Origin of the sequence: Schumannella soli, from assembly GCF_006517435.1 — a bacterium.
Taxonomy (GTDB): Bacteria; Actinomycetota; Actinomycetes; order Actinomycetales; family Microbacteriaceae; genus Schumannella; species Schumannella soli.
In genome coordinates, this window is the sequence record NZ_VHQG01000006.1 from 623 (window position 1) to 12,034 (window position 11,412).

At 71.5% G+C, this 11,412-nt stretch carries 12 protein-coding genes; 9 read left to right on the top strand and 3 right to left on the bottom strand.

Annotated features, from left to right (window positions below):
- Positions 1–43: 43 nt before the first annotated feature.
- On the bottom strand, positions 44–514 hold the full coding sequence (locus tag FJ657_RS16860; RefSeq protein ID WP_141164897.1) for a MarR family winged helix-turn-helix transcriptional regulator: 471 nt from the start codon (positions 512–514) through the stop codon (positions 44–46).
- Positions 515–598: 84 nt separating this feature from the next.
- On the opposite strand from FJ657_RS16860, the gene FJ657_RS16865 reads away from it, so the two are divergent.
- The gene (locus FJ657_RS16865; RefSeq protein ID WP_141164898.1) at positions 599–967 is read left to right on the top strand and encodes a VOC family protein; all 369 of its coding nucleotides are present in this window, start codon (positions 599–601) and stop codon (positions 965–967) included.
- A gap of 26 nt (positions 968–993) precedes the next feature.
- Here FJ657_RS16865 and FJ657_RS16870 read toward each other — a convergent pair whose 3' ends face one another.
- Positions 994–2,583, bottom strand: a complete 1,590-nt coding sequence (locus FJ657_RS16870; protein ID WP_255447429.1) for a PucR family transcriptional regulator ligand-binding domain-containing protein — start codon at positions 2,581–2,583, stop codon at positions 994–996.
- 195 nt (positions 2,584–2,778) lie between these two features.
- Here FJ657_RS16870 and FJ657_RS16875 point away from each other — a divergent pair, with 195 nt between their 5' ends.
- The 3 genes from FJ657_RS16875 to FJ657_RS16885 all read left to right on the top strand — a co-directional run bounded on the left by FJ657_RS16875 (position 2,779) and on the right by FJ657_RS16885 (position 6,025).
- A complete protein-coding gene (locus FJ657_RS16875) occupies positions 2,779–4,116 on the top strand; it encodes an aspartate aminotransferase family protein (protein WP_141164899.1) in 1,338 nt (445 codons plus the stop codon).
- A 177-nt stretch (positions 4,117–4,293) separates the two neighbouring features.
- Entirely contained in the window at positions 4,294–4,716 is a 423-nt protein-coding gene (locus FJ657_RS16880; RefSeq protein WP_219995954.1) for a helix-turn-helix domain-containing protein, read from the top strand.
- Positions 4,706–6,025 (top strand): HipA domain-containing protein, encoded by a 1,320-nt coding sequence (locus FJ657_RS16885; protein WP_181409032.1) that lies wholly within the window; start codon positions 4,706–4,708, stop codon positions 6,023–6,025. The genes FJ657_RS16880 and FJ657_RS16885 overlap by 11 nt, the downstream gene beginning before the upstream one ends.
- 32 nt (positions 6,026–6,057) lie before the next feature.
- Here the strand turns inward: FJ657_RS16885 and FJ657_RS16890 are convergent, their stop codons facing one another.
- Positions 6,058–7,386, bottom strand: a complete 1,329-nt coding sequence (locus FJ657_RS16890) for an MFS transporter (RefSeq protein WP_141164902.1) — start codon at positions 7,384–7,386, stop codon at positions 6,058–6,060.
- Positions 7,387–7,457: 71 nt separating this feature from the next.
- On the opposite strand from FJ657_RS16890, the gene FJ657_RS16895 reads away from it, so the two are divergent.
- The 5 genes from FJ657_RS16895 to FJ657_RS16915 form a co-directional block, all read left to right on the top strand.
- Entirely contained in the window at positions 7,458–8,360 is a 903-nt protein-coding gene (locus tag FJ657_RS16895; RefSeq protein ID WP_181409033.1) for a LysR family transcriptional regulator, read from the top strand.
- A 38-nt stretch (positions 8,361–8,398) separates the two neighbouring features.
- A complete protein-coding gene (locus tag FJ657_RS16900) occupies positions 8,399–8,902 on the top strand; it encodes a gluconokinase (RefSeq protein WP_141164904.1) in 504 nt (167 codons plus the stop codon).
- 148 nt (positions 8,903–9,050) lie between these two features.
- The gene (gene iolC / locus FJ657_RS16905) at positions 9,051–10,016 is read left to right on the top strand and encodes a 5-dehydro-2-deoxygluconokinase (RefSeq protein ID WP_141164905.1); all 966 of its coding nucleotides are present in this window, start codon (positions 9,051–9,053) and stop codon (positions 10,014–10,016) included.
- Positions 10,013–10,900 carry a Cgl0159 family (beta/alpha)8-fold protein gene (locus FJ657_RS16910; protein WP_141164906.1) on the top strand — a complete coding sequence of 296 codons (888 nt, stop codon included), beginning with the start codon at positions 10,013–10,015 and terminating at the stop codon, positions 10,898–10,900. Before iolC ends, FJ657_RS16910 begins: the two co-directional genes overlap by 4 nt.
- 39 nt (positions 10,901–10,939) lie before the next feature.
- On the top strand, positions 10,940–11,412 hold a 473-nt coding region (locus FJ657_RS16915), incomplete at its 3' end, for an aldehyde dehydrogenase family protein (protein ID WP_141164907.1).

The following is an 11,412-nucleotide window of genomic DNA, read 5'->3' on the forward strand; positions in this document are numbered from 1 at the left end:
GAGGAGAGACGAACCGACCTCGTCGGCCCCGAGCCCTGCGCGATCAGCTCTCGCGCAGGGCTCGCGTCATGCTCTGCAGCGCGCGGAAGGCGGCGGCCTGATCGGCCTCGCTCATGCCCGCCAGCATCCGCGTCTCGACCGAGCGCACGGCGGCGCTCGCGTCGGCGATGCGGCGGCGTCCGTGCGCGGTGAGCTGCGTCGGCAGCGCCTTGCCGACCGGCGCCTCGGCGGCGCGCTCGACCTCGCCGTCGCGTTCGAGAGCCTGCAGCAGCACGTTCATCGACTGCCGGGTGACGAAGGCGCCGCGCGCGAGCTCGGAGTTCGACAGCCCGGGACGCTGCGCGAGCAGTTCGAGGCAGGAGTAGTGCGTCACCGTCATGCCGAGGGGGCGCAGCACCTCCTCCATGGCGGCCCGCAGCGCGCTCGACGCCTCCTTGAGCAGGTATCCGAGCGAGGTGTCCAAGCGGACGCCGTCGTCGCGCCCGGCCTGGGGGTCCGCGTCGCCTTGACTCATGTCAGTAGTCTGACATAGCGTGAGTGATGTCAGCTAACTGACATGCGCGCGAACGCCTCGAACCGACACATCCAGGAGCACCCCATGCCCGTCACCGGACCCGACTTCGTCTCGCTGCAGGTGCGCGACCTCGACGCCGCGCAGAAGTTCTACGAGCAGTACCTCGGCCTCGAGCGCTCGCCCGCCGGCCCGCCGCACGCGGTCGTCTTCACGACCCGTCCGATCGCCTTCGCGCTCCGCGACATCGTCGAGGGCACCGACCTCGACGCCGCACCGCACCCCGGCATCGGCTCCGCCCTCTGGATGCACGCCGACGACGTGCAGGTCATCCACGACGCCCTCGTCGCCGACGGGCACGAGATCGTGACCGCCCCGTTCGACGGGCCCTTCGGCCGCACCTTCACCCTCGCCGACCTCGACGGATACCGCGTCACGCTGCACGACCGCGCCTGAGCGGGCGCGTCAGCGCAGATCCGCGGTCAGCCCCGCGCGCCGAACCGCAGCGCCGTCCACGCCTCGAGCCGGCCCTCGAAGCCGTCGAGGTCGATGCCGAGCACCGTGCCGGCCTGGCGGATGCGGCTGCGCAGGGTGTGGCGGTGGATGCCGAGTCGTTGCGAGGCGCGTTCCCACGAGCATCCCTCGTCGAGCCACACCCCGAGCGCCTCGACCAGGTCGCCGTCGTGCTGGGCGTCGTGGTCGACCAGCGGGGCGATCACCCGGGCGGCGACCCGCTCGGCTCGCTCGGAATGCAGCAGCCCGAGCACCCCGTCGCCGAGGAAGTCGTCGAAGCGCGCCACAGCCGTGCCCGCTCTCGACGCATGCCGCAGCGCGTGGGCGGCCTCGTCGACGCCGACCCCGAGCTCCGCGAAGGCGACGAGTGACGACAGGCCGACCGGACGACCCAGGCGGCCCGCGACCTCGGTGACGGCGCCGACCCCGCCGGCCTCGACCAGCACGATCGTGCGGCCGGCGCGCTCGGCGTGGAACACCGTGCCGCCGCTCTCGTCGGCGAGCACCTCGAGGGCGTCCCTCAGCTCGGCCCCCGCCGCGGGCGAGTCGAGCAGCGCGACCGTGACCGGGTCGTCGGGGAATCCGCCCCACACCGCGGTCGCCGTCTGCCGGGCCACGGCCGTGCTGCCGGCCAGCAGCAGCTCGAGCAGACCCGCGCGCAGCGCCCGACGCGACTCGTCGAGGGCGCGGTTCTGCTCGAGCGCGAGGCTCGCCAGTGCGATCACGCTCGTCACCAGCTCGGTCGCGGCGCGGTCGAGCGGCTGCTCGTGCTGCAGCACGAGGGCTCCGCGCAGTCCGCCGGGTTGGCCCAGCGTCTGCACGGTCACGCGGGCGCCGTCGGCGTCGAGGCGCGAGGCGGCGCGACGCCCACGGCGCAGCACCGCGACGACCTCGTCGGTGATCGTCGGGAGCAGTCGCGCATCCACGCCGCGCGCCGCCGCGACCCGCAGCGGCCGTGCGGCGCCGTCGAACAGCGCCACGCGGCACGACAGTCGCGACTCGAGCTCGACGAGGATCGCCGCGATGCCGTCGGGCTTCAGCGCGGCGAGCGCGATCGCGCGCTGCGCGCCCAGCGACCACTCCATCGCCCGGGTGCGCTCGGCGGCGATCGCGTCGGCGACGTGGCGGATGATCGCGATGAAGGGGATGCGGTCGGGCACCTCGATGAGCGGGAACGCGCGCTCGACGCACGCGGTCAGCAGCTGCGGCGGGGTGCCGTCGTGCAGGAACTGCGTCGCGAAGCCGAGGCCGACGACCCCGGCGCCGAGGAGCCGGTCGATGTAGGGCCCGTAGTCGTAGCGCTCGGGATGCTCGAGCCCGAACTGCGACCCGTCCGTGAGCAGCAGCGTGCCGGGGGAGAGGAACTCGGTCGGGTCGTCGAGGTCGGAGCTGTGCACCCAGTCGATCGGCGCCGCGCGACGACGGCGGCTGGCCCGGTCGCCGAAGGCGTCGATGCCGTAGGCGGTCGTGTCGGTGGCGCTGCCGCCCGGCCCGGTTCCGGCGAGCCGGAGCCGCAGCTCGCGGGCGGCGAGCAGGCCGTCGATCGTCGGCTCCATCATCTCCCGATTCTCGCGATCCCCAGCGCCGCGACGCTGTCAGAATGTCGAAGCGATCGTAGCCCGCGCGCCATTCCGTGATCGAGTGGTCGTCGGCGACGGCGCACCATGAATGCACAAGGGTGAGCTCGCGCCGTGCGGCGCCGAGGCCCGCACCTCGACCGGCGGAGCGGCCGCCGACGGAAGGAACCCCACGCCATGACCCTCACGAGCGGCTACGACTTCGATCAGGCCACCAGCGCCGACCGCATCCGCGAGCTCGACCGCAGCGTCTTCCACTCCTGGTCGGCGCAGGGCTCGCTCGATCCGCTGACGATCGCCGGCGGCGAGGGCAGCACGGTCTGGGACGCCGACGGCCGCCGCTACCTCGATTTCTCCAGCCAGCTGGTCAACACCAACATCGGGCACCAGCACCCGGCCGTGATCCGCGCGATCCAGGAGCAGGCCGCCGTGCTCGCGACCGTCGCCCCCGCTCACGCTGTGGCCGTGCGCGGCCAGGCCGCCCAGCGCATCCTGAGCCACGCCCCGGCCGGCTTCAGCAAGGTGTTCTTCACCAACGGCGGCGCCGATGCGAACGAGAACGCGATCCGCCTCGCCCGCCTGCACACCGGCCGCGACAAGGTGATCTCGACCTACCGCTCGTACCACGGCAACACCGGCGCGGCGGTCGTCGCGACGGGCGACTGGCGTCGCGTGCCCAACGAGTTCGCGCGCGGTCACGTGCACGTCTTCGGCCCCTACCTCTACCGCAGCGAGTTCTGGGCCGAGACCCCCGAGCAGGAGAGCGAGCGCGCCCTGCGCCACCTCGAGCGCACCATCCAGGCCGAGGGCGCCGACAGCGTCGCCGCGATCTTGCTCGAGACGATCCCCGGCACCGCCGGCATCCTCCTGCCGCCGCCCGGCTATCTCGAGGGCGTGCGCGCGATCGCCGACCGCTACGGGATCGTGTTCATCCTCGACGAGGTCATGGCCGGCTTCGCCCGCGCCGGCGAGTGGTTCGCGCTCGACGGCTTCGGCGTCACCCCCGACCTGATCACCTTCGCGAAGGGCGTCAACTCCGGGTACGTGCCCGTCGGCGGCATCGTCATCTCGGATGCGATCGCGGCGAGCTTCGACGAGCGCGTCTTCCCCGGCGGGCTCACCTACTCGGGCCACCCGCTCGCGATGGCGTCGATCGTCGGCGCGATCGACGCGATGGAGGCCGAGGGTGTGATCGAGAACGCCCGCTGCATCGGCGAGGAGGTGCTCGCCCCGGGTCTCGCCGAGCTGCAGGACAAGCACGCGCTGATCGGCGAGGTGCGCGGCCGCGGCGTCTTCTGGGCGCTCGAGCTCGTCGCCGACCGCGCCACCCGCGAGCCGCTCGCCGCCGGCTACATCGGCCGCGCGAAGAAGCTGCTCCTGCAGCGCGGACTGCTGCCCTTCACGGCCGACAACCGCATCCACGTCGTGCCGCCGGCGGTCGTCACCGCCGACGAGGTGGCGCAGGCGCTCGCGATCTACGACGAGGTGTTCGCCGCCCTCGCCCGGGAGATCTGAGCCGGCTGCGCACGCATGTCGCTCTTGTGCGACATTGACGCCGGTGTCGCTTCTGTGCGACATTGAAGCTGATGTCGCTTCTGTGCGACATGTCGAAGGATGTCGTCCCTGTGTGAAATCGCACTCGTGCGGTATCGAGGGAGCCGTCGTCCAACGGCGGCAGCGGCGGGAGGCACTGTGAGGCTGCGGCAGGATTCGGAGATCGGACAGATCGTCCGGACGAGGCGTATCGAGCTCGGTATTACTCAGAGCGAACTTGCCGAACGCGCGCAGGTTGGACGTCACCTCATCGTGAGGCTCGAAGCCGGCGGAACCGAGATCGCGCTGTCAAAGGTATTCGCGGTGATGGGAGCGCTCGACCTTGCGCTCGATCTGGTGCCAGCACGGCGCTCGGCGGCTCCTGCGGTCGAAGTTCCGTCGTTCGACGCGCCCAGTGCGGAAGACCCTTTGCGCGCGATTCGAATCGCCCTCGAGCGTGTCGCATCGACGGCTCCGCAAGCGGACCCTGGAGCGACGGCGCGCATGTCGGAGGCGCTTCAGCTCGTGCAGCGGGCGGCGACGCGTATCGAGTCGGAGAGGAAGCGCGCGAGTGATCACTGAACTCGAGGTGACACTCGCCGGCCAGCCCGTGGGTCGTCTGGGGCGCCGTTCCGTTGAGGACTATGTGCTCGAATACGACGAGGCGTGGGCATCGGCTGGAGGGGCCGTGCCGTTGTCGCTCTCTCTTCCGCTCGCGCGTCGTCGTCACGAGGGAAGGATTCTCGCGGACTTCCTCGACAACCTGCTTCCCGACAATCCCGACGTCCGGCAGCGGTGGGCGCTCGATGCGGGTCTCTCCACTGCGGAGTCCTTCGGGCTCCTGAGCGAGTATGGCCAGGACGTGGCGGGCGCTATGTCGTTCCGTCCTGCTGGCGCGGAGGTCGTGAGCGCCGGAGAGTCGGTCGGCGACGATCACATAGCCGATCGAATCCGGCGCATCACCGATGACCCCACGGCATGGCATGACGATGCCATCCCCCCGCGAGGTCAGTTCTCGCTCGGTGGTGCGCAAGATAAGTTCTCGCTCGCGCGTTTCGGCGGCGGGTGGCACGAGACGCGCGGTGAGATGGCATCGACGCACCTTTTCAAGCCACGAGTGCGCGGAGTGCCCGACGGAGAACTCGTCGAGTTCGTGGTCATGAGGGCGCTGAGATGGCTCGGGGTGCCGGCCGCTGGTGTATCGATCTTTGATCATGCAGAGACCCATTCCCTTGTGGTGGAACGGTTCGACCGACGGATTGATCCGGCCGGGGAAGCGGGACCCGAATCCAGAATCGAACGACTGCATCAAGAGGACATGCTCCAGGCGTTGGGACTGCCACGTCTGCGACGTTTCGAAAAGGACGGCGGACCGGGTGCCGACGAAATCGGCAACCTGCTTTCGCGGACATCGGGCTCGAGCTCGCGAGAGCAGTACGCGACCGCATTACTCCTGTCGTGGATCCTTCTGTCTACAGACGCCCACGCGAAGAACTACTCGATCTTCATCGACGCTGAGAAGGTCGCGCTAACGCCGCTCTACGACGTGTCGTCGATCGTCCCGTATCTCGTGGGAACAAAGGGTACTGACGTGGCCTCGTTCCGCTCACGGGCGGACGCGGCGTCGCTGGCCGTCCGGTACGGCGCGTCTGACCTATCCGGAAGTGTCGGCCGCTTCGATCTCGAGCACATCGCGCGGCGCGCAGGCCGGCCGGATTCCTGGCTGTTGAACCAGGCGGAGCTATTTGTCACCGTGCTGCCGACCGTGATCTCTGCTGCTGCTGCAGAGTTGCCGACTCGACTTCAGACCGACGTCGTGGCGCGGCTCGTCGAATGGATGCCTTCGCGCTGCCACCAGATCGCCGAGCAATTGGGTCTGCAGATTCTGTGACCTGGTTCGGCCGGGCCTTTCGGTCCGCCTGATCAGATTCTGACAAGTTGCGCATCGGCCCGGCGGCGCACGCCCGTCGCCGTGAACACCGCCAGCGCGACCAGCACGCCGCCGATCGTCAGCGTCATCGCCGTCCAGCCGAGCTGCTGGAACACCAGGCCCAGGGCCCATCCGCCGACCCCCGATCCCAGGTAGAAGGCGATGTTGTAGAGCGCGCTCGCCTGGCTGCGGTGGTCGTGGTCGGCGCGGCGCCCGGTCGCGGCGACCGCCGAGGCGTGCGCGAGGAACTGCCCGCCGGTGAACAGCACGAGCCCGACGACGATGATCGCGACGCTGTCGAATGCCATGAGCACGAGCCCCGCCAGCAGCGCCGCGAGGCCGACGAGGATGGCGCGCTCGGCCCCGACGCGCGGCAGCCACTTCCCGGCGAGGCGCGAGGTGATCGTGCCGGCGCCGTAGGCGAGGAACAGGAGCGACACCCAGCCGGGGTCGAGGTGGAACGGCGCCGCCTCGAGCCGGAAGGCGAGGAAGTTGTAGACCGCGACGAAGCATCCGGTCAGCAGCAGCGCCTGCACGTCGAGCCGCAGCAGCGTGAACCGCAGGGCGCGGCGGATGCGCTGCCGCTGCGTGAGGTGCGCGAACGAGGTGGATGCGGCGCCGCCCTCCGTGGCCTCGGCCGCGACCGGCTGCGCCACGAGCGGGCGCGTGACGGGCGGCGTGGCCGGCGAGGTGGGCGCGAGCAGGATGAACACCAGCGCGGCGGCGAGGCTCACCGCGCCGACGACGAGCAGGGCGCCGCGCCATCCCAGCGGCTCGCCGAGCGGACCGGCGATGAGACGGCCGGCGGCGCCGCCGATCGTCGTGCCGGAGATGTAGACCGCGGCCGCAGCGGCGGCACGACGCGCGGTGAGGTTCTCGTGCACGTAGGAGACGGCGAGCACGGGCACGGCGCCGAGCACCGCGCCGCTGAGGAAGCGGAGTCCGACGAGCGTGCTCAGGTCGGGCACCGCGCAGGCGAGCGCGCCGAGGATGACGGCGCCGAGCACCGCGATGCGCATCGAGAGCAGACGGCCGATCCGGTCGGCGATGCCGGCCCAGCCGAGCACGCCGAGCGCGAGCCCGGTGGTGGCGGCCGAGACGGTGAGTGCCGCATCCGCCGGCGTGACCTTCAGGTCGCGGGCCAGCTCGGGCAGCACGCCCTGCACGGCGTAGAGCTCGGCGAAGGTGGCGATGCCGGCCGCGAGCAGCGCGAGCATCATGCGGCGGTACCGGCGTCGGGCGGCTCGTTCCTCGCCTCCGTCGCCGCGAGCGTCGGTGCTGCGCTGGATGGGCACCGAGTCGGTGGCGGGAGCGGAGGTCACATCCGGTGACGGTAGTCACGCGCGGCACGTATGACTAATGCGAAGTGATGCCGGAGTCATATCCTCAGTGCATGGATGCCCGCGAGGTGCGCACGCTGCTCGGCGACGTCCAGGTGCTCGTCGAGCTGGCCCGCACCGGAACCGTCACCGGCGCCGCCGACGAGCTCGGCATCCCGCAGCCGTCGGCCAGCCGCGCGCTCGCCCGCCTCGCCGACCGCGTCAGCGCGCCGCTCACCGTCCGCCGCGGCCGCGGCGTCGAGCTCACCGAGGCCGGACGCGCCCTCGCCGACGCCGGGGCCGACGCGCTCGAGCTGCTGCACGACGGCGTCGCCGCCGCCCGCAGCGCGGCCGAGCCCTCCGAGGCGCTCGTGCGCGTCGCCTACCAGACGGCGCTCGGCGAGACCTTCCTGCCGCGGGCGCTCGCGCGGCACCGCCAGCGGCGCCCGGGGGTGCGGTTCCGGCTCATCCACGGCGCACGCGAGGGGCTGCTGGAGGCGGTGCGCACCGGCGGAGCCGACCTCGCCGTCGTCGCCGACCCGCCGCACGAGCCGGGCTTGCGCACCGAGCCGCTCTACTCCGAGCCGCTGTTCCTGGTCGTGCCGCGCGGGCATCCGCTCGCCGCCCTCGATCGCCCGGCTCGCCCGGCCGACTTCGCCCGCGAGGAGCTCATCGCGCTCGGCCGCGGATTCGGCCTGCACGATTCCATCCGGCGCATCACGGGCGAGCATGCCGCCGCCGGCGCCTACGAGGTCGACGACTACCGGGTGGCCCGCGGGCTCGCCGCCGCCGGGGCGGGCGTGACGATCCTGCCCGCCGGTTCCGGCGACGACGGCGCGGTCGAGGTGCCGATCGACCACCCGGATGCGCGCCGCGTGATCGGCGCGGTCACCGCCGTCGACGCCGATCCGGCCGTCGACGACCTCGTGCAGTCGCTGCACGCGATCGCCCGCTACCGGTGGCGGCCCGGCCGCTGAGCGCCGCGGCGTTCAGCGCGGGCTGAGAGGATCGCGGCATGAGCGCGCCGATCGTCGTCATGGGCGTGAGCGGCTCGGGCAAGAGCACGGTCGGCGCCGAGCTGGCCGCGGCGCTGCGGGTGCCTTTCGTCGACGGGGATGCGCTGCATCCGCCCGCCAACATCGCCAAGATGGCGGCCGGCATCCCGCTCGACGACGCTGATCGGGCGCCCTGGCTCACGGCGGTGGGCACCACGCTGGCACACGGCGAACCGGCCGGTGTGGTCGTGGCCTGCTCGGCGCTGCGGCGCACCTACCGTGATCGCCTGCGCGAGCTCGCCCCCGCCGTGCGCTTCGTCTACCTCTTCGGCGAGCCGGCGCTGCTGCACGCGCGCATCGCCACGCGCCGGGGGCACTTCATGCCGCCCGCGCTGCTCGATTCGCAGCTCGCGGCGCTCGAGCCGCCGAGGCTCGACGAGGGAGCGATCGCTCTGGATGTGGCCTACCCGGTGCCCGGTCTGGTCGCCGAGGCGCTGCGCTGGCTGGGCCCGCCACGGACCTGATCCGCCGACGTCGTCGCCTCGCGGGAGACCCGAGCTGATCTGCTCGTCCAGCCGGCGCGGAGATTCGGAAAAAAACTTTGTGCTTACATACTGTCATGGGTAGTATGAAGCGCACCGCGTCTCCGAGCAGAGAGTTGTACGTCGTCGTATGACCGCCAACCGATCCTCCACCACCTTCGACCTGATCTCCATGGGTCGGGTGGGTGTCGACATCTACCCGCTGCAGACGGGCGTCGGCCTCGAGCACGTCTCGACCTTCGGCAAGTACCTCGGGGGCAGCGCGACCAACGTCGCCATCGCCGCCGCGCGTCACGGCCGCAGTACCTCGGTCATCACCCGCACCGGTGACGACCCCTTCGGTCGCTTCGTCAACACCGAGCTGCAGCGCCTCGGCGTCGACCCGGTGTTCGTCGCGCCGGTCGCCGGGCTCAACACCCCGGTCACCTTCTGCGAGATCTTCCCGCCCGACGACTTCCCGCTCTACTTCTACCGCGACCCGATCGCGCCCGACCTGGTCATCAAGGGCGGCGAGCTCGACCTCGACGCCATCCACCGGGCCCGCGTGTTCTGGGCGACGGTCACCGGCCTCTCGCGCGAGCCCAGCCGCAGCGCGCACTTCGCCGCGTGGGAGGCCCGCCAGCGCAAGCCGCTGACGATCCTCGACCTCGACTACCGGCCGATGTTCTGGCCGACCGGCGAAGACGCGACCAAGCAGGTCGAGCGCGCGCTCGAGCACGTCACGGTCGCGGTCGGCAATCGCGAGGAGTGCGAGATCGCCGTCGGCGAGACCGATCCGCACCGGGCCGCGGATGCGCTGCTCGAGCGCGGCGTCGAGCTCGCGATCGTGAAGCAGGGCCCCAAGGGCGTGCTCGCGAAGACCCGCGAGGAGACCGTCGAGGTCGCCCCCTACTTCGTGGATGTCGTCAACGGCCTCGGCGCCGGCGACAGCTTCGGCGGCGCGCTCGTGCACGGACTGCTCGAAGGCTGGGACCTGGAGCGCATCCTGCGCTTCGCGAACGTCGCCGGCGCGATCGTCGCCGGGCGCCTCGAGTGCTCGACGGCGATGCCGACGACCGCCGAGGTCGAGGCGATCCTCGCCGGGGTGACCCGATGACCGACCTCGATTTCGACCGCCTGCGCGATCTGCGCGCCACCGACCCGGAGGCCGTCTCGCGCGCCTTCGCGACGCGTCGCCGCCGCGAGCTGCTCGAGGGCGACGGCAGGCTCTTCATCGTCGCCGCCGACCACCCCGCCCGTGGCGCCCTCGGCGTCGGCAGCGACCCGCTCGCGATGGCCGACCGCTACGAGCTGCTCACCAACATGGCGATCGCGCTCGAGAACTCGGCCGTCGACGGCGTACTCGGCACCCCCGACGTGCTCGACGACCTGGCGCTGCTCGGCCTGCTCGACGGGAAGATCGCCGTCGGCTCGATGAACCGCGGCGGCCTGCGCGGCGCGAGCTTCGAGATGGACGACCGCTTCACCGGCCACGACGTGCCGGCGATGGTCGCCGCCGGCCTCGACTTCGCCAAGCTGCTCGTGCGCGTCAACCTGACCGACCCGGGCACCGTCGCGACCCTCGAGGCCACGGCCCGCGCGGTCGACGCCGCCGCGGCCGCGAAGCTGCCGATCATGCTCGAGCCCTTCCTCAGCCGCTGGGTCGACGGTCGCATCGTCAACCAGCTGGATGCGGAGGCCGTCATCCACTCGGTCGCCATCGCCTCCGGCCTCGGCAACACGAGCGCCTACTCCTGGCTGAAGATCCCGGTCGTGCCCGACATGGAGCGCGTCATGGCGGCGACCACGCTGCCGACGCTGCTGCTCGGCGGCGACCCCGAGGGCGACCGCGACGAGACCTACGCCAGCTGGGAGCGCGCGCTCGCGCTGCCGGGGGTGCGCGGTCTCGTGCTCGGCCGCACGATGCTCTACCCCGCCGACGGCGACGTCGCGACGGCCGTGGCCCACGCCGCGTCGCTCGTGCACGGCGTGCGCGTCTGATCCACCCCTCTTCTGTTCCACCCCGTACCTGAGGAAGTCATGTCCGAGAACCTGCCCATCGTCCAGCACTGGATCAACGGTGCGATCAGCGCGTCGAAGTCGGGCCGCACCGCTCCCGTCTTCGACCCCGCCCTCGGCCAGCAGACCAAGTCGGTCGCGCTCGCCGACCAGGCCGAGATCGACGCCACCGTCGCGGCCGCCCAGGCCGCGTTCCCGGCCTGGCGCGACCTGTCGCTCGCGAAGCGCCAGTCGATCGTCTTCAAGTTCCGCGAGCTGCTCGCCGGCCGTTCGCGTGAGCTGGCGGAGATCATCACGTCGGAGCATGGGAAGGTCGTCTCCGATGCGGCGGGTGAGGTCGCGCGTGGTCTCGAGGTCGTGGATTTGGCGACGGGGTTCCCGCACCTGATCAAGGGCGGCTACTCCTCGAACGTGTCCACGGGTGTGGATGTGTATTCGATCAAGCAGCCCCTGGGCGTTGTCGGGATCATCTCGCCGTTCAACTTCCCGGCGAT

Bases quoted from the DNA above. Each gene is read 5' to 3' on its own strand.
- FJ657_RS16860 (WP_141164897.1), bottom strand. From the start codon at position 514: ATGAGTCAAGGCGACGCGGACCCCCAGGCCGGGCGCGACGACGGCGTC.
- FJ657_RS16895 (WP_181409033.1), top strand. From the start codon at position 7,458: ATGGATGCCCGCGAGGTGCGCACGCTGCTCGGCGACGTCCAGGTGCTC.
- FJ657_RS16875 (WP_141164899.1), top strand. From the start codon at position 2,779: ATGACCCTCACGAGCGGCTACGACTTCGATCAGGCCACCAGCGCCGAC.
- FJ657_RS16865 (WP_141164898.1), top strand. From the start codon at position 599: ATGCCCGTCACCGGACCCGACTTCGTCTCGCTGCAGGTGCGCGACCTC.
- FJ657_RS16910 (WP_141164906.1), top strand. From the start codon at position 10,013: ATGACCGACCTCGATTTCGACCGCCTGCGCGATCTGCGCGCCACCGAC.
- FJ657_RS16900 (WP_141164904.1), top strand. From the start codon at position 8,399: ATGAGCGCGCCGATCGTCGTCATGGGCGTGAGCGGCTCGGGCAAGAGC.
- iolC (WP_141164905.1), top strand. From the start codon at position 9,051: ATGACCGCCAACCGATCCTCCACCACCTTCGACCTGATCTCCATGGGT.
- FJ657_RS16870 (WP_255447429.1), bottom strand. From the start codon at position 2,583: ATGATGGAGCCGACGATCGACGGCCTGCTCGCCGCCCGCGAGCTGCGG.